This window comes from Bradyrhizobium liaoningense (assembly GCF_018130785.1).
In the GTDB taxonomy this organism is placed as follows: Bacteria; Pseudomonadota; Alphaproteobacteria; order Rhizobiales; family Xanthobacteraceae; genus Bradyrhizobium; species Bradyrhizobium liaoningense_A.
In genome coordinates, this window is the sequence record NZ_JAFCJT010000030.1 from 1 (window position 1) to 20952 (window position 20952).

The following is a 20952-nucleotide window of genomic DNA, read 5'->3' on the forward strand; positions in this document are numbered from 1 at the left end:
CAGCCACAAAATGCTCCAGGCGAGGTGGAATAACGACTTTCTCCTCTCCGTCCTTGCCCATATGCGATAGCCCTACCCTGGAGGGGGAGGGTAAGCGCGCGGCCTACTCCGGCTTGCCGTAATTCGGCGCCAGCAATCGATTGCGGATCAGGTAGCTCATGGTGCGCGTCCAGGCTTCATCGGTGTTACCGCGCATGTCGGCGCTGGCGGCGGCGATCATGTTGCCGGTCTTCACGTCACGCAGATAGATGTTGAGATTGATGATCAGGTTCGAGACCTTCTGCACCATGCCGGTGATCTCGAGCTCGGCGCCCAATTCTCCCGCAAGCTTAAGGTCGCAGCCGCCGCAGGCCTGCAAATTGGCGTGACGGGCGGCGTCCCTGACCGGCGCGATATCGAGCAGCTGGAACCGGCCTGACTCAGCCAGCGCCTTGCGCAACTGCTCGCTGATGCGCTCGAGCCGCGCCTCCTCCGGCTTCGAGCCGTAGAACTCGCCGGGAAGGCTGGTATCGATCAGCTCGAAATCGAACACGGCGAGCTTCGGCGGATCGGCCAGCGCGACCGAACCCGTCAACAGCAAAGCCGCGAAACATATCAGCGCTCGCATGATCGTGATTCCGGGCCTCGCGCGCGCGGGGACGAAATGCGGGGTTGCAAGCCGGGCCAAATCGGTCATGCTTTAGCAGAGACAATTCTCCACCGGCGGTCAAGCCAGGGAGAACATCTGGAGGAAACATGATCCGATGGTTGGTCGGCCTGATCGGCTTAGGTCTTGCCGCGACGAGCGCGCTCGCGGCCGACCCGGTCCAGATCGGTGTCGGCTATCTCGGCGTCGCCGGCACCAGATCGACGCTGTCGCTGGTCGAGCAGCCCGCGGAGAATGACGGCGTCGCTGGCGCGCGCCTCGCCATCGACGACAACAACACCACGGGAAAATTCCTCAACCAGCGTTTCACGCTGGAGGAGCGCCGCATCAAGGAAGGCGAAGATCCGGTTCAGGCTGCGACCGCGCTTGCCGAGAAAAACGGCTTCATCATCGCCGATCTGCCGGCCGACGCGCTGTTGAAGGTCGCAGATGCCCTGCGTGAGCGCGGCACGCTGCTGTTCAACGCCGGCGCGATCGATGAGCGCCTGCGCGAGACTGATTGCCGCGCCAATGTCATCCACACCGCACCGACGCGTGCGATGCTGGCCGATGCACTCGGCCAATATCTGGTGTGGAAGCAGTGGAAGCGCTGGGTGCTCGTGGTCGGCTCGCATGACGAGGACAAGCTGTTTGCCGACGCGCTCCGGCGTACCGCCACACGCTTCGGCGCCAAGATCGTGCAGGAGAAGACCTTCGAGGACAAGGGCGGCGCGCGCCGCACCGATAGTGGCGTCACGCTGATCCAGCGGCAGATGCCGGTGTTCACGCAACAATTGCCGGCCTACGACGTGCTCGTTGCCGCCGACGAGAGCGAGGTGTTCGGCGCGTACCTGCCCTATCGCACCTGGGATCCCCGGCCCGTCGCAGGCTCGGCCGGCCTCGTGCCAAAAAGCTGGGACGCATCGCAGGATCAGTGGGGCGCGATCCAGATGCAGAACCGCTTCGTCAAACTGAACTCGCGGCGCATGACATCGCTTGACATGCAGGCCTGGACGGCGGTGCGCATGATTGGGGAAGCCACCTCACGCACCAATTCCGGCGATGTCAAGAAGGTCACCGATTTCATCAAGGGACCGGATTTCTCCGTCGCTGCCTTCAAGGGCACGAGGCTGACACTGCGCGACTGGAATCTCCAGCTACGCCAGCCGATCCTGCTGGTCGACGGCCGCATGGTGGTGTCGGTGTCGCCGCAGGAGGGATTCCTGCACCAGGTCTCCGAGCTCGACACGCTCGGCTTCGACCGCCCGGAGAGCAAATGCAAGCTGAAATGAGGACATTAAAGTGAGGACCTGGATGTTGCGCATGTGGCGTGTTGGGTTGCTGTCCGCGCTGGCGCTCGCGGCCGTGCCCGCGCATGCATTCATCGCCTATGTCTCGAACGAGAAGAGCAATACCGTCTCGGTGATCGACACCGACAGCTGGACCGTGACCAAGACCATCAAGGTCGGCCAGCGCCCGCGCGGCATCGATTTCACGCGCGACGGCAAGTTCGTGATGGTCGCGGTCGGCGACGACGACACCATCCAGGTCATCGACGCCAAGACGCAAGCCATTGTGGACAGCCTGCCCTCCGGGCCCGACCCGGAATTGTTCGCGCAGGACGCGGCCGGAAAAATCCTCTATGTCGCCAACGAGAACGACAATACGGTAACCGTGATCGACCTTGAGAAGCGCGCGCGGCTCGGCGACATCCAGGTCGGCGTCGAGCCGGAGGGCATGACTATCAGCCCCGATGGCAAGACGCTGATCAACACGTCCGAGACGACCAACATGGCGCATTTCATCGATACCTCGTCGCGCCAGATCGTCGCCAACGTTCTGGTCGACGCGCGGCCGCGCTTTGCCGAATTCAAGCATGATAGCTCGGAGCTGTGGGTGTCCTCGGAGATCGGCGGCACCGTCTCGATCATCGATCCCAAAAAGCACGAGGTGACCGGCAAGGTTACGTTCGAGATTCCGGGGTTGCGGAAAGAGGCGATCCAGCCGGTCGGCATCGGCATGACCAGGGACGACAAGACCGCTTTCGTCGCGCTCGGCCCGGCCAACCGCGTCGCCGTCGTCGACGTCGCCTCGCGCAAGGTGACGAAATACCTGCTGGTGGGACAGCGCGTCTGGCACATGGCGTTCACGCCGGACGAGAAATATCTGCTCACCACCAACGGCGTGTCGAACGACGTCTCGGTCATCGACGTCGCCGCGCAAAAGGTGATCAAGACCATTCAGGTGGGCGAACTGCCCTGGGGCATTACGATAGCACCATGACCAGCCCTGCCCCCGTCGCCGAACCACAGGAGATGCCGAGGCCAGACGTGGCCGCGGTGCCGGCGCTGTCAATCGACGGCGTCAGCCACGCCTATGGGCCGCGGCGGGCGCTGATGGACGTGTCCTTCAATGTACAGCCTGCGAGCTTCACCGCGCTGCTCGGCCTCAACGGCGCTGGCAAGAGCACGCTGTTCTCGCTCGTCACGCGCCTGTTCGGCATCCAGACCGGCCGCGTCTCCATCTTCGGCCACGACATCAGCCAAAGCCCCGGCGAAGCGCTGCGGCTGCTCGGCGTCGTATTTCAGCCGCGCACGCTCGATCTCGATCTGTCGCTGACGCAGAACCTGCTCTATCACGCAGCCCTGCACGGCATCAGCCGACGCGAGGCGGCTGCGCGCAGCGCCGAGCTGCTCGGCCGCATCGGGCTTGCCGATCGGGCGGCCAGCAAGGTGCGCGATCTCTCGGGCGGCCAGATGCGGCGGCTGGAGATCGCACGCGCCCTGCTGCACCGGCCGCGGCTGCTATTGCTGGACGAGCCGACCGTCGGCCTCGACGTCAAGGCGCGCGCCGACATCATCAGCCATGTTCGCCAGCTCGTGACCGGGCAAGGCATCGGCGTGCTCTGGGCCACGCATCTGTTCGACGAAATCATGGCCGGTGACGATCTCGTCGTGCTGCACCAGGGCAAGGTGCTGGCGCAGGGGCCGATGAGCCGCGTCATCACGGATGCCGGCGCGCAGGACGTCAACACCGCCTTCATGCGCCTGACCGGCGCGCAAACCATGCCGGGAGGCGGCACATGAGCAGCATCACGACGCGGGACACACCGCGCGGTTTCTCGGCCGCGGAATACATGACCTGCCTTACCGGCATCGTCTGGCGCGAGGGCCTGCGCTTCCTGCATCAGCGCGAGCGCTTCGTCTCGGCGCTGGTGCGGCCGCTGGTGTGGCTGTTCATCTTCGCCGCCGGCTTTCGTCAGGTGCTCGGCATCTCCATCATCCCGCCTTACGAAACCTATATCCTCTACGAGGTCTATATCGCGCCCGGGCTGATGGCGATGATCCAGCTCTTCAACGGCATGCAGTCCTCGCTCTCGATGGTCTATGACCGCGAGATGGGCAACATGCGCACGCTGCTGGTGAGCCCGCTGCCGCGCGGCTTCCTCCTGTTCTGCAAGCTGCTGGCGGGCACTGCGGTGTCGCTGCTCCAGGTCTATGCGTTCCTGCTGATCGCCTGGTTCTGGGACATCACCCCACCTCCATCGGGCTATCTCACCGTGCTGCCGGCGCTGATCCTGTCCGGACTGATGCTGGGCTCGCTCGGCATGCTGATCTCCTCCGGCATCAAACAGCTCGAGAATTTTGCCGGCGTGATGAACTTCGTGATCTTCCCGATGTTCTTCGCCTCCTCCGCGCTCTACCCGCTCTGGCGCGTGCAGGAGGGCAGCCCTTATCTCTACTATCTCTGCGTGGCCAACCCGTTCACCCATGCGGTCGAGCTGATACGTTTTGCGCTGTATGGACAGATCAACTGGATCTCGCTGGCAGTGGTCGCGACCTGCACAATCGTCTTCATGATCGGCGCGATTCTGGCCTATGATCCCTCGCGCGGGCTGGCGCGACGGGGCCCTGCGGGAGGCGAAGGATGATGTCTCGAATCGTGGTCATGGCCGCTCTGGCGCTTGCGCTGTCGGGCACGGCCGCGCGCGCGGCCGATCCGCGCTATCCCGACTGGCCCTGCACGCAGGCAAAAGTGCCGGTGATTTCTCTCGCTGCCGTATGGGCCGGCCCGGCGCTCGACGATGCCGAGACCAAGTGGAAGGACGACGCCAAGGTCAGCGCGCTGGTCGCAAAGCTGTCGGCGCGCAAGACACCGCTCGACGAGGCGGAGAAGTCGGTCAAGGATTTTCTGGCGGGCTCCACGGACAAGACCGCGAACGCAAAACTCCTGTTCGCCGGCCTGTTCGACACGCTCAATGCGCAGCGCTCCCAGGTCATGAGCGGGCTCGAACGCGTCAGCCGCAAGCAGCGCGAGGCCGCCGACAAGATTCGCGAGGAGACCCTGGCGCTCCAGGCGCTCCAGGGCGCGACGCCGCGCGACGAGGCCAAGGTCGAGGCACTCAGCAACGAGCTGATCTGGAAGACCCGCATCTTCGAGGACCGCCACAAGGTGGTGCGGTTCGTTTGTGAAGTTCCGACCACGATCGACCAACGCCTGTTCGCTCTGGGACGCGTGATCCAGCAGGAAATGGAATAGCGTCAGCCTCGCTGACAGCTCACCAAAAGTTCCCGCGATCGCCGCGGGATCGTTAACCTTTTGCCGCGCTATCTGCCGGAACTAAATCCATTGAAGATGGCTTGTCGAAGTGAACTTCAAGACGTCGGGAGGCCTCGATGGGAACAACAAAATTCATCTTTGCGGGTGCCGCGGCCCTCGGCATGCTCGCAACCAGCGCTCTTGCTGACGACATGACCGGAATGGTCACCAGAATCGACCGGCTCAATAGCACGATCTCGATCCAGCAGATGCAGAAAGGCACGGTCGGCGGCAGCGCAGGCGGCGCCGGCGCGCTTCAGGAGTACAAGGCCAAGGACGCCGCGATGCTGGATGCCGTTCATGCCGGCGACAGGGTGACGTACACGGCGACCGACAATAACGGTACGGGCACGCTGACCAAATTGCAGAAGCAGTAACCCTGCATCTTCTCCCCGCGCGCGGCACGGCGTCATGGCCGGGCTTGTCCCGGCCATCCACGCCCACGGATTGAAGTACGTGGATGCCCGGGCATGACGGCCTGTGGCTACTGCTCCGGCCGCGGCTGCGGCTGCGTCTCCTCGGTCGGTAGTTTGGCGCGCTCCCAGCCGTCGGTGCCGTCGGGGTACCAGGCGACGTTGGCATAACCGTAAGCTAATGCGCGCTTGGCGGCGTTCCAGGACATCCAGCAATCGGCCAGGCAATAGATCACGAGCAGCGCGGCCTTGTCGCCGCGCGCAGCACGGGCGAGGCCGCGCTGGAAATAACCGTCCATGGCGGGCGGCAGCGCGCCGTAGCCGGTGTCCGGCAGCCAGATGCTGCCTGGTATGTTTTTCCGCGGCATATCGCGCCAGACGGTGCCTTCGGGAAGATTCTTCGGCTTCGGCGCGCGTGGCAGCACGTCGATGAACGCGCCGCGCTTCGCACGCCAGATCTCTTCGGCCTCAGCAGTCGTCAGCACGCGCGCACCAGCCAGCGTCGCCGGCACCGGCGCGCGGTAATTGTCGGCGCGATACCCCTCGGGCTCGAACGGCTCCTGCTGCTGCGCCAATGCCGGCGCCGCCACGATGGCGGCGAGCAGCGCGGCGGCAAGCAGCCGCCTCATGGCGTCTTCTTGGCCGTCTCCGCACCGAGCGGCCGGTCGCTCTCGTCGAGCAGCGGCACGCCGAAGTCGAGCAGGATCTTGTTGATCTCGCCCTGGTTCTCCTGGATCAGCTTGTTGAGCTGCCGCTTCCAGTTCTGGTCGGCGGGGCGCACGCCCATGCCGATGCGATAGACCAGCTTCGGCCCGGTGGTTTCCTTCACCAGCGGCGTGACGTGCAGCGATCCGGCCTTCTTCGCATAGTACCCGGCCATCGGCCCCCATAGCACGCCGGCGTCGATCTTGCCGGCGGCGAGGTCGTCGATCATGGCCTGCGCCGAATTGTCGAAGCGTGTGTCGATCATCAGCGGATAGGGCTTTGCATCGCCCATCAGGCCGGCCAGCGCCATGTTGGTCGCCGGCGGCGTGCCGGCGACGATGCCGACATGCTTGCCCTTCAGGCGCGCGTCTTCGAGCGTATCGACGTCCTCGAGCCCGCTGCCGGTCTTGGCGACCAGCGCATAGGTCGTGCGGTAATAGGGATTGGTGCCCTGCACGAGGTCGTCACCTTGCGGAAATCCCATGATGACGTCGCAACGATGCGCGCCCAGCGTCATGCGAACGAAGCCGGTGGCCTGCGGGAAGAAGACGTAGTCGAGCTTCTTCTGGAGCTTGTCCGCGAGCAGCTCGGCGAGCTTGTTCTCGAACCCCTCGCCCTTCTCGTTCGAGAACGGCAGATTGCGCGGGTCGGCACAGACGCGCAGCACTTTTGGGTCGACCAGCTCGAACGAGAGGTCGCCGGTCTCGCTGGTCTGCGCAATGGCGACGTCGTCGAGCGCGCAGGATGCAGCCAGGACCCACAGTGAAAACAACCAGCGACGATGTCGTCCGGCCTCCGTCATCGCGCTTCCTCCTCGGTTTGTTTGAATGCTAGCCATGCAACGCATGGCGCGCCATGTTTGGCCAAACTTTGTGCTGGCTTTGCTTTGTTGCAGTGCAATGCGCGCAACCCTTTGAACTGAGGCGGAAAAGTGTCTCGCATCGCTCTCGTGATCGCAGCCTTGTCCCTGCTGGGGACAGTAACGCTAGCACGCGCCGCGGCGGCCGAATTGCCTGTGAGCGAAGTCGCACCGGGAATCTTCGTACACTCCGGGACCATCGCGCTGATGACCCGAGAGAATGAGGGCGACATCGCCAATGTCGGCTTCGTCGTCGGCGAGGATGCGGTGGCGGTAATCGACACCGGCGGCAGCCTGCGCGAAGGCGAGGCACTGCTGGCCGCTGTACGGGCGCGCACCAGCAAGCCGATCCGCTACGTCATCAACAGCCATGGCCATCCCGACCATGTCTTCGGCAACGCGGCCTTTGTCGCAGCGGGAACCAGCTTCGTCGGCCACAGCAAGCTGCCGCAGGCGCTGGCGACACGCGGGCCGTACTATCTCGACAATTTCAGACGCATCATGGGTGGCGAGCTGATCGATCCCGTGAAGATCGTGCCGCCCACCCTGCTCGTCGTTGATACCATGACGCTCGATCTCGGGTCGCGCCGCCTCACCTTGCGGGCCTGGCCGACCGGGCACAGCGACAGCGATCTGACCGTGTTCGACGAGACCAGCAAGACGCTGTTCGCGGGCGACCTCGTCTTCCTCAGCCATATCCCGGTGATGGACGGCAGCATTCGCGGTTGGCTCGGCATCCTCGGGGAACTTGAGAGGATTCCGGCGCGACGCGTCGTTCCCGGTCACGGCCCCGTGAGCGACTGGCCTGCAGCCCTGACCGATGAACGGCGTTATCTGACGGCAATGCTGACCGACGTGCGGGCGTCGAACAAGAAGGGCGAGCCGATCCGAACTGCCGCCGACAAGGCCGCAGCAACGGAGCGGTCGCACTGGGAGCTGTTCGACGACTACAACGCCCGCAACGCAACCGCAGCATTTTCGGAAATTGAATGGGAGTAGCGGGCGGGCTACGATGCGCCAAATATTGCTTCGTCCGCGCGGGACCATGACCATGCCGGGATGCACACGCCGCCTGACCTTGATTGCCGCATTGCTCGGCATCGCATTCGCTGTGCCGGCGAGTGCCGAAGAGGCTTACGATCCCTGGCCGGGCCTGGTGCAGGACATCTTCAGCAACCGTCCGATCAACGACGGCAACGACGTCATCGGCATCGAGATGCCCTATCGCGCCGAGGACGCGGCGATCGTGCCCGTGACCCTGCGCAGCAAGCTGTCGCCCGGCGACAGCAGGCGCATTCGTTCGATCACCCTCGTGATCGACCGCAACCCCGCGCCAATGGCAGCGAAGTTCGAGCTCGGACCGGACGCGAACGTCACCGAGATCTCCACGCGCGTGCGCGTCAACAACTACACCGACGTCCACGCGGTCGCCGAGCTCAGCGATGGTCAGCTCTACGTCGCCAAGACCTATGTGAAGGCGTCAGGCGGCTGCTCGGCACCGGCAGGAAAGAATATCGAGGAAGCCAGGAACCGGCTCGGCCAGATGCGCTACCGGCAATTCGCGCGCGAGGAGGCACCGGCGAGCCGCGTCCGCGAGGCGCAGATCATGATCGGCCATCCCAACAATTCCGGCCTGCAGATGGACCAGGTCACGCAGCTCTACATCCCCGCCTTCTTCGTCAACCAGCTGAAGCTGACGCAGGACGACAGCCCCGTGCTGTCGATGGAAGGCGGCATCTCGATCTCGGAAGATCCCAATCTGCGCTTCACATATGTGTCCAACGGCGCCAGGCGTTTTCGCGCGGAAGCGAAGGACACGGATGGACACGTGTTCCGGAACGAGTGGGATGTGGAGAAGCCGGGGACTTAAGTCTCTCGATTGTCATGGCCGGGCATAGCCGTCCGAAGGACGGCGTCGCTTCGCTCGCCTATGTCCCGGCCATCCACGGACTTCGCGCCGATCCTAAGAACGTGGATGCCCGGGACAAGCCCGGGCATGACGACTACCGTTGGCGTGAAGCTAGCTGTCAGAAACACCTCACCTCGGCTTCCGCCTGCGCGCGCCTGAGATCGTTCACCGCCGTGTTCGCCTGCTCCGACGTCCGGAACTGGACACCTAAATTGCCTCGCACCTGAGACATGCTGAGTGCCGTCTCCGCGGTGACGTAGCGGTCATAGGACACGATCGAGGCCACCACGTCGATCGAGCAGGAACATTGCTCGATCGACTGGCGCGACTCGCCATTGGCCTTCATGCAGCCGTAGACGTATTCGGCACGCGCCGAGGTCGGATAATCATTGGCCTCCTCGGCACGCGCGGCGGAGACGGTCGCAGCCCACACCGCCAATGCGGCGACAATCGGTCGTAGCTGTCCGGCCAGATTCATGAGCGTCCTCCCGCTGGTTGCGACGAAAGCTATGCTATGCGTATTGTCATGAAAAGCACTCCCTTCGAGGAAACGGCTCACAAGGTGATGAGAGCACTTGGTTTGAGAGCGCCTGGACGAACATTGGCGCTCGCGATGACGCTGGCGCTGTCGCTGGCCGCACCCGGCCGCGCCGCGGATACGATCCGCCTTGCAGTGCAGAAGACCGGAACATTCTCCTGGGAGCTGGCCGCGATCCGCGCCGGCGGGCTCGACAAGGAAGCCGATCTGTCGCTCGACGTCGCCGAGCTCGCGAGCCCGGAGGCCGGCAAGATCGCCCTGCGCGCCGGGAATGCCGACATCATCCTGTCCGATTGGCTGTGGGTGTCGCGCGAGCGCGTGCTCGGCGCCAAGCTCACCTTCTATCCCTATTCCAGCGCGCTTGGCGCGGTGATGGTGCCGGCCTCGTCGCCGCTCAAGACGCTCGCCGACCTGAAGGGACGGAAGCTTGGCGTCGGCGGCGGCGCGATCGACAAGAGCTGGCTGCTGTTGCAGGCGCGGATGAAGCAGGACGGCATCGATCTGAAGTCGGACGCGAGCATCGTCTATGGCGCGCCGCCCTTGATTGCCGCCAAGGCGCTCGATGGCGAGATGGATGCCAGCCTCAACTTCTGGAATTTCTGTGCGCAGCTCGAGGCCAAGGGCTTTCGCCGCCTCGCCGGCATCGAGGACATTTTGCCGAAGCTGGGGGCCAAGGGCGCGGTATCCGCGGTCGGTTATGTCTTCGACGAGAGCTGGGCCGCAAGCCACCGCGATGCGGTGGCGCGTTTCATTGCGATGACCCGCAAGGCCAAGCAGCTGCTGGTCACCTCGGACGCCGCCTGGGACAAGATCGCGCCGCTCACCGGAGCGAGCGATCCGGCCATCCTCAAGACCTACCGCGACCGCTATCGCGACGGCATTCCGCGCCGGAGCATCGTGGACGAGGAAAAGGATGCGCGCGTGCTCTATCGCGTGCTCGCCGAGATCGGCGGACGCGACCTGGTCGGGCCGGCGGCCGAGCTCGATCCCGGCACCTTCTATCACGCGGTCCCCGGAGACTGAGGTGCTGCGTCTTCTCTCGTTTTCCCTGTTCCTCGCGACCTGGTGGATTGCGGCGCTGTTCGTCGGCGGCGCAAAGCTGCCCTCCCCGCCTGCCGTGCTCAGCGTCATCATCGCGGAAGCATCGAGCGGCGCGCTGTTCCTGCATCTCGGCGCCACGCTGGCGCGCGTCGCGCTCGCCTTCGTGCTGGCGATGTCGCTCGGCAGTGCCATCGGCTATTTGATGGGACGGGTAAAGCTCGCCGACCGGCTCGGCGATCCCTGGCTGATCCTGCTCCTGAACCTGCCGGCGCTGGTCGTGATCGTGCTGGCCTATATCTGGGCCGGCTTGACCGAAGCGGCCGCGATCGCGGCGATCGCCATCAACAAGCTGCCGACCGCCATCGTCACCTTGCGCGAGGGCACGCGCGCGCTCGACCGTTCGCTGGACGAGATGGCCACCGTGTTCGCGATGCCGCGCTGGCGCGCGTTCCGCCACGTCGTGCTGCCGCAGCTTGCGCCCTATATCGCAGCCTCGGCCCGCTCCGGATTGTCGCTGGTGTGGAAGATCGTGCTGGTCGCCGAACTGCTCGGGCGGCCGAACGGCGTCGGCTTCGAGATCGGCGTCGCCTTCCAGCTGTTCGACACACCGCGGCTGCTCGCCTATTCCCTGACATTCGCCGCCGTCGTTCTCGTGATCGAGACGGCGTTGGTGCAGCCGTTCGAAGCCCGCGCAACCCGGTGGCGGCCCCGTGCGGCTTGAGGTCGAGATCACCGGCAAAACGTTCAAGAACGCGGCGGGCGGCACGCAGGACGTGCTGGCGCCGATCAAGTTCTCGCTCGGAGGCGGGGAGGTCGGCGTGCTCATTGGTCCGTCCGGCTGCGGCAAGAGCACGATGCTGCGGATCATCCTCGGGCTCGATCCGGATTTTCAAGGCACCGTCGCGCGCCCGCCGAACGCGCGGATCGGCATGGTGTTCCAGGAGCCGCGGCTGTTGCCTTGGCGCTCGGTCGAGCAGAACGTGCGGCTGGCGGCGCCCGCCGTCAGCGACGCCAAACTGTCCGAACTGTTCAAAATCCTGGAGCTGGAGGCACATCGCAGCCACTATCCCGGTGAGCTCTCGCTGGGATTGGCCCGGCGGGTGGCGCTCGCCCGCGCCTTTGCCGTCGAGCCGGATATTCTGGTGCTCGACGAACCGCTGGCATCGCTCGATGACGCTCTCGCCGGACGCCTGCGCGATGAGATTGCAACGCTCGTCGCGAGCCGGCCGGTGATGACGCTTTTGGTGACACACAGCCTGGACGATGCAGTGCGCCTGGGCGATCGGCTGTTCTTCCTGTCGCCGCGGCCAGCGCGGATCGTGGCCGAGGTGCCTATCGGCATCCCGCGCGACACACGGGGCGAAGCCGAGATTGCAGCGATCAAGGCCAGCCTCGCCCAACGAACTCAAGGCGACCGCGCCGAGCGAGATGTCTCATAGCCGGTCGCTTGGCGGACGTGCTAGACAGGCCGACGGCGGAGTTGATGATGACGCGGACGGTCGCCCTCGCAACGCTTGGCTTCGCGCTCGTCGCGATGACGGTGAGCGCGCAGGACATGATGCGTGACGTCGACCTCACCTCCCCCGCGATGGTCTCGGCCGAAATGACCAGGCCAGAGGTCGAGGCCGTGCTGGCCAAAGCGAGCGCCGCGCAGCCTGCCGATTTCACCGGCAAGCGCCTGTCGGGCCTCGATCTCTCGGGGCTGGACCTGTCCAACGCGGTTCTCCGCGCCGCGCGGCTCAACAAGACAATACTCCGAGACGCCAGGCTTGATCGTGCGATCCTCGATCAGGCGTGGCTGCTGGATGCGGATCTTACCGGCGCAAGCCTGAAGGGCGCCAATCTGTTCGCGTCGCAAATGGCCCGCGCGCGTCTCGACGGTGCGGACCTGTCGGGAGCGCGCATCGCTGCCGACCTCACCGGCGCAAGCCTGGTCGGCGCCTCGATCGCGGACGCGCACCTTGGCGCCGATATGCGCAACCAGTCGATGGGGCTGATGCGCGCGGTGCTGAGATCCGCCAATCTGGAACGGGTGAACGCGCGCAACGCCGATTTGTCGCGCGTCGACCTCGAATTCGCGGTCCTCAGGGGCGCCGACCTGCGCGGTGCATCGCTGAAAAACGCCCAACTCGGCGGAGCCGATCTGACCGGCGCCATCGTCATCGACGCCGATTTCGACGGCGCCGATCTCGTCTCGGCGAAGCTGATCGCACCGAACGGCCTTGACCGTGCCAAAAATTTCGACAAGGCAAAGAACCGCGAGCGCCTGATCAGGCAATGACGGCGCGCCTTTGGGAGGACTGGCTGATGCGTTGGGTTCTAGCTTTGATCGCGTTGTTGACGCTTGCCGGCGAAGCCGCCGCGCAGACCAAGGGCAAGGGCATCCGGCTCTGGAATCTGACGACGGAGACGATCTCCGGCTTCCAGCTCTCGCCCGCCGGCAAGACCGACTGGGGACCGAACCAGTGCCTGAACGACAAGGACAAGGAGGTCGACCACGACGAGCGGCTGCGCATCACCGGCATCGAGCCCGGCCGCTATGACGCCAAGGTCAGCTATCCCAATGCACGGCAGTGCATCGTCCGCGACATCGAGATCAAGGCGGACGCGGTATTCTCGATCGCCGACAAGGACCTGAAGGACTGCTCGAAATAACGAAGGCGGCTCACGCCTTGTCGTTCGGGTGCGGATATTCGCAGCGCCACCGCACCGCCTGCCACTTCGGATGGTCGCCGACCCATTGCGCGATATAGGGTGGCGCGGCCATCGCGCATTGCCTCGGCGACCCCGCATAGTTGAACACCAGATGCTGCTCCTCGCAGGTCGCAGGCGAGAGCACCGCACACACAGTCACCACCAGGTCAATCGGATTCATGCCGGGATCCTGTCGCAAGGGACGATAAAGATTAGCACGAAAGGATACGTTCCGAGGAGCGGGAAGTTTCAAACGAGCGTGTGGAACGGAGTGTTCCCTCTCCCCGCGTGCGGGGAGATGCGAAACAAAGTGCGCTAGAAGTTCACCCCGAACACCAATCGCGCCTGATGGCGCTCGAAATTGACGAGGTCGAGATTGCCGCCTGATCCGGCCGGGCGGCCCCAGGCCTGCATGCTCCAGCTCAGGGTGAGCCGCGACTTCTCCGATAGCTGGAAATAGGCGGTCGGACCGACAAACAGCGCCTGCCCTGAGAACTCGCCGAGGCCGATGCCCTCATATTGCCGGAAGTAGCGCATCTCCCCGCCAAGCAGAAAATTGGGGCGCACGCGCACCATGCCGCCAAAGGCCGCGCCGATCGTCGAGCTCTTCTCGGACACTCCCGCCACCTCGAAGCGCGCCCATTCCGGCTGATAGATCAGGTTGAGCGCCGCGATGGCGTAGTTCGGAATCAGCTCACGGTCGAAAGCGAGCCTGAACTCGGAGCCGTACATCCGTCCCTTCGCGCCGCTGGTCTCGTCGATGCGATCGCCATGGAATTCGGCGGCGACAGTCAACCCGAACGGCGCGCGCTCGCGGTCGAGCAGGCGGTAACGCAGGTCGAGCGAGGCGCCCTGGAAATTGAACTGGCGGCGGTCGTCGATATCGGGGACGCCGGTGATGTCGTGCAGCGTGGCGGTGCCGCCGACCTCGACACGGAAGTTCGGCAGCGGCACGACCTCGATCTCGACCTCCTGCTGGAGGGCGCGATAGGTACCGCCGCCCTTGCCGAAGCTCCCTGTCGTTTGGGTCTGGAATTCGCGTTCGCCGGGATTGCCGACGTCGGTGCCGATCATGAAGCCGAAGATGTGCTCGGTATCGAAGCCCTCTTCGGCACTGACACGCGCCGGTGCAAGCGCAAAAGCGAACGCAATTGCCGTCCAGATCGTGTGGGCTCCAAGGCGCATTGCGAACACTACCACGGCTTCGACGGCGTTCGCCATCGAAGCCGCGGCAGGTCGTCAGTCTTACTTGCGCGCAGCGCAGGCGTACATGTTGATTTCCATGCCGACCGGCACTTCCACGATCTTCGGAGCTTTCCAAGCCATTCGGGTCTCCCAAGGGTATTGAGCGCGACATCGCGCGGGGCAAAACCTAGGGCTGCGTCAGGTGCAGCGCAAGCCTGGAATCGAAGCGCAAACACAGCGAACTGTCGCATTATGCTCGCGAATTTCCCTCTCGGGCAAACCGCCTTCGCTCCCAGTCAAGCGCGGCTGATTCACCGCAACAATCGTTGCAGCGCGCGGCCGGCGCGCGAGTTCAGCTCCTTCGCATCCAGCGTTCCGTCCTTGTCCGGATTCGCTGCGTTGAAGCGCTGCTCCACCACCGCGAGATATTCGTCGAGCGTGAGAGTCCCGTCGCGATCGGGATCGGCGGCGGCGAGCTCTTTCGCCGTTAACCGTCCGCGCAATTCGCGCGCGTCCAGCGTGCCGTCGTGATCAGGATCGAGCTTTGCGAACACCGCGGTGGCCGCCTTCTTCACCTCGGCGAGATCAAGCGTGCCGTCATTGTCGGTATCGAACATCTTCACGGCGCTGCCGGAGGCAGCCCAAGCTGGACCGGACAGCACTGCACTCGTGAGAGCAAGCGCAACAGAGCGACGCGATATCATTCAGACCTCCCTGACCAAGAGCCCCGATTCGGGCGGGATCAAAACAACATAAGTCTACAAGCGAACCCCGGTTCAAGTCCGGAATTGCAACCGGCGCGCGACACAACTCGCGGAACCCGACTGCCCGAGCAGAGCGGCCCAAGCTGGCTCCGCTTCATGCCACGGAATTTTTCCAGCGTCTGCGCACAAGTAGAAGTCGATTGTCAGGTTTCCGTCAGGTGACCGGCATCTGGCATCCAACATATCGGCGACGCACTTACGACTTTCGTATTGACGGGTTTTGCAATCGGGCGGAGTGTTGCTTCCGCAGCGTCAAAAGGCGCGCATATTGGGAGGAACGGATGAAACGCTTTGCGATGGCCGCGAGCCTCGTCATGCTTGCGTCGACCTGTGCGTATGCACAGACGACCGAACAGTTGGTCAAGGGCGCGACCGATACATCGAACGTTCTCAACTACGGGATGGGCTACAATCTCCAGCGCTTCTCGACGCTGAACCAGATTAACAAAGACACCGTCAAGAATCTCGTCCCGGTCTGGAACTACTCCTTCAACGACGATCGCAGCGAGGAATCGCAGCCGCTGGTGTACCAGGGCGTGATCTACGTGACCTCGCACAACGCCACCATGGCGGTCGACGCCAAGACCGGCAAGCAGATCTGGAAATCCAAGGTCGAGTATCCCGCTGAGACGCCGCGCATCGTCTGCTGCGGCATCATCAATCGCGGTGCTGCGCTCTATGACGGCAAGGTCTTCCGCACCACGCTGGACGCCAACGTGATCGCGCTCGATGCCAAGGACGGCAAGGAGCTGTGGCGGCAGAAGGCCGCCGACATCAAGGAAGGCTATTCGATGACGGTGGCGCCGCTGGTCGCCGACGGCGTTGTCATCACCGGCATCTCCGGCGCCGAGTTCGGCACCCGCGGCTTCATCGACGGCTGGGATCCGGCGACGGGCAAGCATCTGTGGCGCACCCATTCGATCCCCTCGCCGGACGAGCCCGGCGGCGACACCTGGAAAGGCGACACCTGGAAGCTCGGCGGTGGCTCGACCTGGATCACCGGCTCCTACGATCCCGAGCTCAACACGGTCTATTGGGGCATCGGCAATCCCGGCCCGTTCAATTCGGCGGTACGTCCCGGCGACAACCTCTACACCTGCTCCGTGCTGGCGATGGATCCCAAGACCGGCAAGATCAAGTGGCACTACCAGTTCTCGCCGAACAACCCGTTCGACTATGACGCCGTGGCCGAGATGGTCCTCGCCGACATGAATGTCGAGGGCAAGCCGACCAAGGTGCTGATGGACGCCAACCGCAACGGCTTCTTCTACGTGCTCGACCGCACCAACGGAAAGCTGCTCGCGGCCAATCCTTACGTGAAGGTGAATTGGGCAACCGGCGTCGATATGAAGACGGGCCGCCCGATCGAGACCGACGTGGCGAAGGACGCGCGCGAGGGCAAGAAGGTCACCGTCTATCCGTCGATCCTCGGCGGCAAGAACTGGGAGCCGATGTCGTTCAATCCGCAGACCGGATTGGCCTACGCCAACACGCTCGCCTTTGGCGGCAAGTACAAGGCCGAGCCCGTCACCTTCAAGCAGGGTGAATGGTATCTCGGCATGGACCTCACCGATCCCTGGGAGTTCGGGGACGGCGCGCGGGGACACCTGAAGGCGATCGATCCCATGACCGGCAAGGCCAAGTGGGAAGCACCCGCCGACATCCCCCGCTTCTCGGGGGTGCTGTCGACGGCGGGCGGCGTCGTGTTCACGGGCGCGCTGACCGGCGAGTTCGAGGCCTTCGACGCCGACACCGGCAAGAAGCTCTGGCAGTTCCAGACCGGCTCCGGCATCGAGGGACAGCCGGTGACCTGGCAGCAGGATGGCGTGCAGTACATTGCCGTCACCTCCGGCTATGGCGGCGTCTACTCGCTGTTCTCCGGCGACGAGCGCCTTGCCAAGGTGCCGCCCGGCGGCTCGCTTTGGGTTTTTGCGGTCAAGCAATAACCCCGGCGCTATGCTGAAAGACATCTCTCACAAGACGGTGGCGACGATCGCCACCGTCGCGGTGCTGACGGTCGCGCTTGCGGCGACCGTTCGTGCCGCGGACGACGCAACCGGCAATCCCCTGCAGGCGCAGATCGACCATGGCAAGTCGACCTACGCTTCGAAATGCTCGCATTGCCACGGTCCCAACCTGATGAACTCCGGCACCATCACACCGGACCTGCGCGCCTTCCCCGACGACAAGACGCGCTTCGTCACCACGGTGAAGAACGGCAAGAACAACAAGATGCCGCCCTGGGCCGACATCCTCAACGACGACGAGATCGGAAATCTCTGGGCCTTCGTCTCCAGCCGGAGGAAGCCATGAGGGGCTGGCTCGCTGCGTGGAGCGTTGCCGCGATCCTCGCGACAGCCACGGCCGCCCGCGCGGCCGATGATCCACTGAAGATCTGTCTCGACGAGGACCGGCCGCCGCTCTCGGTGCATCACAAGGGCAAGCCGGATGCCGGCTTCGACGTGCTGCTGGCGCAAGCGATCGCCGAGCGGATGGGACGGCCGCTGAAAATCCAGTGGTTCGAGAGCAAGCTCGACGAGGATTCCAGCCCGCAGCTCGAGGCCAACGCTTTGCTCTCCGACGGGCGCTGCTCGCTTGTCGGCGGCTATGCGCTGACGACGGATTCCCTCGTCAAGCCCGGCATGAAGACGGCGCGCCTGCCGGATTTCGCCGGCGCCACGCGCGACGACCGGCGCCGCCGCGTCGCGCTCGGCGAGCTCGCGCCGAGCAAGCCCTATGTTTACTCGCCGATGACGGTCGTGCTCGGGCCGAAGGCGCAGGGGCGCAAGATCGGCGACATTGGCGACCTCGCCGGCCTGCGCCTGGCGATCGAGAGCGGATCGCTGGGCGATGCCATCCTGATGACCTTCGACAAAGGGCGCCTGATCGACAGCATCACCCATCTCGTTCCCGGCCGCGACGATCTCCTCGGCGCGCTCCAGCGCGGCGACTATGACGCGACGCTGATCGACCTCGGCCGTTTCGACGCCCACCGTGCCACGCATCCGGACACCGTGATCACCGCATCCGGCTATTATTACCCGATCGGCGCCAATCGCGGTTATGTCGGGCTCACCAGCGATCCTGCGCTGATCGAGGCCGTCAACAAGACGCTGACCGGCCTTGCTGCCGAAGGCAAGATCGCCGAATTCGGCAAGCAGGCCGGCCTCACCTATCTGCCGCCGCGCGAGCCTGCGGTGCTCGGCGATGCCTGGGCGAAGATCATTCAAAGGTAGGTAGCCACATTCAGCGGTGGGTAGCCACACGCGCCGTTACATCACCGATGTCATGCCCCGCGAAGGCGGGGCATCCAGTACGCCGCGGCCTCTCGATTCAATCGCAAGCGCCTCTGGAATACTGGATCGCCCGGTCAAGCCGGGCGATGACAGTGAGGTGTGTGGTGCGACCGTCGCTCCACACACCAAAGTGCCGACCACATTTCCGTGGTATGCATAGTGTTTCGTTCGCCCCTTTGGTGCCCCGTGAATCCCCCCACGACACCCTCCGCCGCGGGCTTGCGCGATCTCCTCTCCCGCGAAGTCAAGAGCAGCGAGCTCCTGCGCGCGGTGATCGTCGTCGGCCCGATGGTCGCTGCCTATTTCATCTCGCGCGAGACGGCGCTGCTGAACCTGGGGCTCGTCGCGGTCTCGCTGCTCATTCCGGCGCTCAGGCGGCACTTTCCGCCAAAAGTCGTCGCGTGGCATTATCTCGCCATCCTCGTCACCTTTGCCGCGCTTTTCCTTGCAGCTCCGGTCAAGCCGCTATTCGTGGTGCTGACAGCGCTCGCCGGCTTCCTTGCGGTGGCGGGGACACGCTATGGTGAAGATTTCCGCACGCTCGGCAATTGGGTGTTCATCCCCGCCGTCTATCTCGCGTGCGAGGTGCGGGAGGGCGTGAGCGCCTCGGAAGCCGTCCGTCATGCCGGCGTGATCATCGCCTCGTCTCCGATCGCGCTAGCGCTCGTCTGCGCCATCCAGATTTACGACCAGCAGCGGCGCGGCAATGCCGCGACCTCGTTCGGACCGCCCGCGACCGAAGGGTTTCTGCCCGCAGCGGCAACCGCCATGGCCGTCTTTGCCGCTGCCGCCCTGGTCGAGATCTTTAACCTCGAGCAGGGGCAATGGGTCATGTGGTCGGCCGCAAGCGTCGTGGTTGGCGACCTCACGGCGTCCACCGGCAAGCTGAAGCAGCGGGCGATCGGCGCCTTCGTCGGGGCGCCGTTCGGCTTTCTCGCCGGCCTTGCCCTGCCGCAAAGCCGCGTCGGCTACGCCATCGCGATTCTCGCGGCCACCCTCACCCTGATCTCGTTCTCCCGCTACGTTGTCGGCTTCGGCCTGCGCTGCTTCTTCATCGCGCTCGCCGCGTCCTTTGCCGGCGGCGCCAGCGGCATCGCCGAGGAACGCATCGTCAACGTGCTGATCGGCGGTGCGTTCGGCCTGATTGCGGTGGCCCTGACCGAGATCGTCTGGCTGCGGGTGATGCGGAAGACCCGATCGCCCGGATGACGCGCAAATGGGCGTCGCGCGTCCCTGTCGAATGCGCCAATCTGTCTCGCCTACCACCCCAACCTGATGCAGTAGGGTCGACAAAAATCAGGAGGGAATCATGCCCGCAAAATTCGATCGCCGCCACTTCATTGCCGCCGGTACCAGTGCACTCGCGATGCCCTTCGTCGCGCGCGGCGCCTCGGCGCAAGGCGCGTCGCAAGGCAATTGGCCGTCGCGACAGATCCGCATGATTTGCAGCTATCCTGCCGGCGGACAGACCGATTTGCTCGCGCGCGCCTATGGCGAATTCATCTCCAAGCAAGTCGGCAAGACCGTCGTGGTCGAGAACAAGCCCGGCGCCTCCGGCGCGATCGGCACCGCAGAGGTCGCCCGCGCCGAGCCCGACGGCCACACCATCCTGTGCTCGATCTCGACCACCTACATCATGAACCGGGTCGTGATGAAGAATCCCGGCTACGACATGGACAAGGACCTGACGCTGGTCAGCGTCATTCCGGGCGCCGGCCTGTTGCTGGTCGCGAACCCCAAGACCGGCGTCAAGACGCTGGAGGATTTCGTCGCCTTCGCGCGCAAGAGCGGCAAGGTCAACTTCGGCACCTATAGTGCGGGCTCGGCCCCGCACATGACGATCAACGAGCTCAACAAGCAGTACGGCCTTTCCATCGAGCCGGTCCACTATCGCGGCGAGGCACCGATGTGGACGGGAATGCTGGAAGGCACGCTCGATGCCGCAATGGGCAGCTACACGGCGGCGCAATCCGTCCTGCAAAGCGATCGCGGCACCGTGTTCGCCGTGCATTCGAAGAAGGTCGACGCGATCCCTGCCATCAAGACCCTCCCCGAGCAGGGCGCAACGTCAAAGTTCTTCACCGTGAGCGGCTTCTCCGGCTGGGCCGTGCCGAAGGCGACGCCGCAGCCGGTCGTCGACCGCCTGGCCGAGCTCTGCGTCGCCGCCAACAGCGATCCGAAGGTGAAGGAGGTTCTCGCGACCTTCGTGCTCGAGCCGGCAATCGGCTTCAAGGAGACCAATGCGCTGTATCAGCGCGAATTGCCGATCTGGATCGAGAGCGCGCAGTCGCTCGGCCTCGAGCCGGCCTGAACCTTGCGCGGCG

The 20952-nt window shown here is 64.5% G+C and carries 26 protein-coding genes; 18 read left to right on the plus strand and 8 right to left on the minus strand.

Annotation, left to right across the window (positions count from 1 at the left end):
- Positions 1 to 103: 103 nt before the first annotated feature.
- Positions 104 to 676 (minus strand): DUF3280 domain-containing protein, encoded by a 573-nt coding sequence (locus JQ627_RS34345; protein WP_212488776.1) that lies wholly within the window; start codon positions 674 to 676, stop codon positions 104 to 106.
- Positions 677 to 735: 59 nt separating this feature from the next.
- Between JQ627_RS34345 and JQ627_RS34350 the strand changes: the two genes are divergently transcribed.
- The 6 genes from JQ627_RS34350 to JQ627_RS34375 all read left to right on the plus strand — a co-directional run bounded on the left by JQ627_RS34350 (position 736) and on the right by JQ627_RS34375 (position 5601).
- On the plus strand, positions 736 to 1917 hold the full coding sequence (locus tag JQ627_RS34350) for an ABC transporter substrate-binding protein (RefSeq protein WP_212488777.1): 1182 nt from the start codon (positions 736 to 738) through the stop codon (positions 1915 to 1917).
- Positions 1918 to 1939: 22 nt separating this feature from the next.
- A complete protein-coding gene (locus JQ627_RS34355; protein WP_212488848.1) occupies positions 1940 to 2908 on the plus strand; it encodes a YVTN family beta-propeller repeat protein in 969 nt (322 codons plus the stop codon).
- Positions 2905 to 3711 (plus strand): ABC transporter ATP-binding protein, encoded by an 807-nt coding sequence (locus JQ627_RS34360; protein WP_212488778.1) that lies wholly within the window; start codon positions 2905 to 2907, stop codon positions 3709 to 3711. The genes JQ627_RS34355 and JQ627_RS34360 overlap by 4 nt, the downstream gene beginning before the upstream one ends.
- On the plus strand, positions 3708 to 4556 hold the full coding sequence (locus JQ627_RS34365) for an ABC transporter permease (RefSeq protein WP_212488779.1): 849 nt from the start codon (positions 3708 to 3710) through the stop codon (positions 4554 to 4556). The genes JQ627_RS34360 and JQ627_RS34365 overlap by 4 nt, the downstream gene beginning before the upstream one ends.
- Positions 4553 to 5164 (plus strand): hypothetical protein, encoded by a 612-nt coding sequence (locus JQ627_RS34370; RefSeq protein ID WP_212488780.1) that lies wholly within the window; start codon positions 4553 to 4555, stop codon positions 5162 to 5164. The genes JQ627_RS34365 and JQ627_RS34370 overlap by 4 nt, the downstream gene beginning before the upstream one ends.
- Positions 5165 to 5301: 137 nt before the next feature.
- Positions 5302 to 5601, plus strand: a complete 300-nt coding sequence (locus JQ627_RS34375) for a copper-binding protein (protein ID WP_212488781.1) — start codon at positions 5302 to 5304, stop codon at positions 5599 to 5601.
- Positions 5602 to 5708: 107 nt separating this feature from the next.
- Here JQ627_RS34375 and JQ627_RS34380 read toward each other — a convergent pair whose 3' ends face one another.
- Both JQ627_RS34380 and JQ627_RS34385 read right to left on the minus strand, forming a co-directional pair.
- The gene (locus JQ627_RS34380) at positions 5709 to 6266 is read right to left on the minus strand and encodes a PQQ-dependent catabolism-associated CXXCW motif protein (protein WP_212488782.1); all 558 of its coding nucleotides are present in this window, start codon (positions 6264 to 6266) and stop codon (positions 5709 to 5711) included.
- A complete protein-coding gene (locus tag JQ627_RS34385; protein ID WP_212488783.1) occupies positions 6263 to 7144 on the minus strand; it encodes a substrate-binding domain-containing protein in 882 nt (293 codons plus the stop codon). The genes JQ627_RS34380 and JQ627_RS34385 overlap by 4 nt, the downstream gene beginning before the upstream one ends.
- 129 nt (positions 7145 to 7273) lie before the next feature.
- Between JQ627_RS34385 and JQ627_RS34390 the strand changes: the two genes are divergently transcribed.
- Together JQ627_RS34390 and JQ627_RS34395 are read left to right on the plus strand one after the other, a co-directional pair.
- Positions 7274 to 8200 (plus strand): quinoprotein relay system zinc metallohydrolase 2, encoded by a 927-nt coding sequence (locus JQ627_RS34390; protein WP_212488784.1) that lies wholly within the window; start codon positions 7274 to 7276, stop codon positions 8198 to 8200.
- A gap of 52 nt (positions 8201 to 8252) precedes the next feature.
- Entirely contained in the window at positions 8253 to 9071 is an 819-nt protein-coding gene (locus JQ627_RS34395) for a quinoprotein dehydrogenase-associated SoxYZ-like carrier (protein ID WP_212488785.1), read from the plus strand.
- 157 nt (positions 9072 to 9228) lie between these two features.
- On the opposite strand, the gene JQ627_RS34400 is transcribed toward JQ627_RS34395, so the two are convergent.
- Entirely contained in the window at positions 9229 to 9588 is a 360-nt protein-coding gene (locus tag JQ627_RS34400) for a hypothetical protein (RefSeq protein WP_212488786.1), read from the minus strand.
- A gap of 135 nt (positions 9589 to 9723) precedes the next feature.
- Here JQ627_RS34400 and JQ627_RS34405 point away from each other — a divergent pair, with 135 nt between their 5' ends.
- Genes JQ627_RS34405 through JQ627_RS34425 form a run of 5 tightly spaced genes read left to right on the plus strand, consistent with a single transcriptional unit; the run spans position 9724 to position 13344 of the window.
- Positions 9724 to 10671 carry an ABC transporter substrate-binding protein gene (locus tag JQ627_RS34405; protein ID WP_212488849.1) on the plus strand — a complete coding sequence of 316 codons (948 nt, stop codon included), beginning with the start codon at positions 9724 to 9726 and terminating at the stop codon, positions 10669 to 10671.
- Between the two features lies 1 nt (position 10672).
- Positions 10673 to 11410: an ABC transporter permease subunit gene (locus JQ627_RS34410; protein ID WP_212488787.1), complete on the plus strand. Its 738-nt coding sequence runs from the start codon at positions 10673 to 10675 to the stop codon at positions 11408 to 11410.
- A complete protein-coding gene (locus JQ627_RS34415; RefSeq protein ID WP_212488788.1) occupies positions 11400 to 12128 on the plus strand; it encodes an ABC transporter ATP-binding protein in 729 nt (242 codons plus the stop codon). The genes JQ627_RS34410 and JQ627_RS34415 overlap by 11 nt, the downstream gene beginning before the upstream one ends.
- A 47-nt stretch (positions 12129 to 12175) precedes the next feature.
- Complete coding sequence (locus JQ627_RS34420) at positions 12176 to 12970, plus strand: pentapeptide repeat-containing protein (protein WP_212488789.1); 795 nt, start codon at positions 12176 to 12178, stop codon at positions 12968 to 12970.
- 26 nt (positions 12971 to 12996) lie between these two features.
- Positions 12997 to 13344, plus strand: coding sequence for a hypothetical protein (locus JQ627_RS34425; protein ID WP_212488790.1), 348 nt, complete (start codon positions 12997 to 12999; stop codon positions 13342 to 13344).
- Between the two features lie 10 nt (positions 13345 to 13354).
- Here the strand turns inward: JQ627_RS34425 and JQ627_RS34430 are convergent, their stop codons facing one another.
- From JQ627_RS34430 to JQ627_RS34445, 4 genes are all read right to left on the minus strand, one after another.
- Entirely contained in the window at positions 13355 to 13564 is a 210-nt protein-coding gene (locus tag JQ627_RS34430) for a hypothetical protein (protein ID WP_212488791.1), read from the minus strand.
- A 134-nt stretch (positions 13565 to 13698) separates the two neighbouring features.
- Positions 13699 to 14604, minus strand: coding sequence for a hypothetical protein (locus JQ627_RS34435; protein WP_212488792.1), 906 nt, complete (start codon positions 14602 to 14604; stop codon positions 13699 to 13701).
- A gap of 24 nt (positions 14605 to 14628) precedes the next feature.
- Complete coding sequence (gene pqqA, locus JQ627_RS34440) at positions 14629 to 14709, minus strand: pyrroloquinoline quinone precursor peptide PqqA (protein WP_012029362.1); 81 nt, start codon at positions 14707 to 14709, stop codon at positions 14629 to 14631.
- Positions 14710 to 14879: 170 nt separating this feature from the next.
- Positions 14880 to 15272 carry an EF-hand domain-containing protein gene (locus JQ627_RS34445; protein ID WP_212488793.1) on the minus strand — a complete coding sequence of 131 codons (393 nt, stop codon included), beginning with the start codon at positions 15270 to 15272 and terminating at the stop codon, positions 14880 to 14882.
- Between the two features lie 341 nt (positions 15273 to 15613).
- On the opposite strand from JQ627_RS34445, the gene JQ627_RS34450 reads away from it, so the two are divergent.
- From JQ627_RS34450 to JQ627_RS34470, 5 genes are all read left to right on the plus strand, one after another.
- Positions 15614 to 17278 (plus strand): methanol/ethanol family PQQ-dependent dehydrogenase, encoded by a 1665-nt coding sequence (locus JQ627_RS34450; RefSeq protein ID WP_212488794.1) that lies wholly within the window; start codon positions 15614 to 15616, stop codon positions 17276 to 17278.
- A 10-nt stretch (positions 17279 to 17288) separates the two neighbouring features.
- Entirely contained in the window at positions 17289 to 17645 is a 357-nt protein-coding gene (locus JQ627_RS34455) for a cytochrome c (RefSeq protein ID WP_212488795.1), read from the plus strand.
- Positions 17642 to 18568 carry a transporter substrate-binding domain-containing protein gene (locus JQ627_RS34460; RefSeq protein ID WP_212488796.1) on the plus strand — a complete coding sequence of 309 codons (927 nt, stop codon included), beginning with the start codon at positions 17642 to 17644 and terminating at the stop codon, positions 18566 to 18568. Before JQ627_RS34455 ends, JQ627_RS34460 begins: the two co-directional genes overlap by 4 nt.
- 246 nt (positions 18569 to 18814) lie before the next feature.
- Positions 18815 to 19837, plus strand: coding sequence for an FUSC family protein (locus JQ627_RS34465; protein WP_212488797.1), 1023 nt, complete (start codon positions 18815 to 18817; stop codon positions 19835 to 19837).
- A gap of 100 nt (positions 19838 to 19937) precedes the next feature.
- On the plus strand, positions 19938 to 20939 hold the full coding sequence (locus tag JQ627_RS34470) for a tripartite tricarboxylate transporter substrate binding protein (protein ID WP_212488798.1): 1002 nt from the start codon (positions 19938 to 19940) through the stop codon (positions 20937 to 20939).
- Positions 20940 to 20952: the final 13 nt, after the last annotated feature.

Bases quoted from the DNA above. Each gene is read 5' to 3' on its own strand.
- JQ627_RS34355 (WP_212488848.1), top strand. From the start codon at position 1,940: ATGTTGCGCATGTGGCGTGTTGGGTTGCTGTCCGCGCTGGCGCTCGCG.
- JQ627_RS34460 (WP_212488796.1), top strand. From the start codon at position 17,642: ATGAGGGGCTGGCTCGCTGCGTGGAGCGTTGCCGCGATCCTCGCGACA.
- JQ627_RS34400 (WP_212488786.1), bottom strand. From the start codon at position 9,588: ATGAATCTGGCCGGACAGCTACGACCGATTGTCGCCGCATTGGCGGTG.
- JQ627_RS34365 (WP_212488779.1), top strand. From the start codon at position 3,708: ATGAGCAGCATCACGACGCGGGACACACCGCGCGGTTTCTCGGCCGCG.
- pqqA (WP_012029362.1), bottom strand. From the start codon at position 14,709: ATGGCTTGGAAAGCTCCGAAGATCGTGGAAGTGCCGGTCGGCATGGAA.
- JQ627_RS34470 (WP_212488798.1), top strand. From the start codon at position 19,938: ATGCCCGCAAAATTCGATCGCCGCCACTTCATTGCCGCCGGTACCAGT.
- JQ627_RS34445 (WP_212488793.1), bottom strand. From the start codon at position 15,272: ATGATATCGCGTCGCTCTGTTGCGCTTGCTCTCACGAGTGCAGTGCTG.
- JQ627_RS34450 (WP_212488794.1), top strand. From the start codon at position 15,614: ATGAAACGCTTTGCGATGGCCGCGAGCCTCGTCATGCTTGCGTCGACC.
- JQ627_RS34345 (WP_212488776.1), bottom strand. From the start codon at position 676: ATGACCGATTTGGCCCGGCTTGCAACCCCGCATTTCGTCCCCGCGCGC.
- JQ627_RS34435 (WP_212488792.1), bottom strand. From the start codon at position 14,604: ATGGCGAACGCCGTCGAAGCCGTGGTAGTGTTCGCAATGCGCCTTGGA.
- JQ627_RS34455 (WP_212488795.1), top strand. From the start codon at position 17,289: ATGCTGAAAGACATCTCTCACAAGACGGTGGCGACGATCGCCACCGTC.
- JQ627_RS34350 (WP_212488777.1), top strand. From the start codon at position 736: ATGATCCGATGGTTGGTCGGCCTGATCGGCTTAGGTCTTGCCGCGACG.
- JQ627_RS34375 (WP_212488781.1), top strand. From the start codon at position 5,302: ATGGGAACAACAAAATTCATCTTTGCGGGTGCCGCGGCCCTCGGCATG.
- JQ627_RS34360 (WP_212488778.1), top strand. From the start codon at position 2,905: ATGACCAGCCCTGCCCCCGTCGCCGAACCACAGGAGATGCCGAGGCCA.
- JQ627_RS34425 (WP_212488790.1), top strand. From the start codon at position 12,997: ATGCGTTGGGTTCTAGCTTTGATCGCGTTGTTGACGCTTGCCGGCGAA.
- JQ627_RS34380 (WP_212488782.1), bottom strand. From the start codon at position 6,266: ATGAGGCGGCTGCTTGCCGCCGCGCTGCTCGCCGCCATCGTGGCGGCG.
- JQ627_RS34420 (WP_212488789.1), top strand. From the start codon at position 12,176: ATGACGCGGACGGTCGCCCTCGCAACGCTTGGCTTCGCGCTCGTCGCG.
- JQ627_RS34370 (WP_212488780.1), top strand. From the start codon at position 4,553: ATGATGTCTCGAATCGTGGTCATGGCCGCTCTGGCGCTTGCGCTGTCG.
- JQ627_RS34430 (WP_212488791.1), bottom strand. From the start codon at position 13,564: ATGAATCCGATTGACCTGGTGGTGACTGTGTGTGCGGTGCTCTCGCCT.
- JQ627_RS34385 (WP_212488783.1), bottom strand. From the start codon at position 7,144: ATGACGGAGGCCGGACGACATCGTCGCTGGTTGTTTTCACTGTGGGTC.
- JQ627_RS34405 (WP_212488849.1), top strand. From the start codon at position 9,724: ATGACGCTGGCGCTGTCGCTGGCCGCACCCGGCCGCGCCGCGGATACG.
- JQ627_RS34395 (WP_212488785.1), top strand. From the start codon at position 8,253: ATGCCGGGATGCACACGCCGCCTGACCTTGATTGCCGCATTGCTCGGC.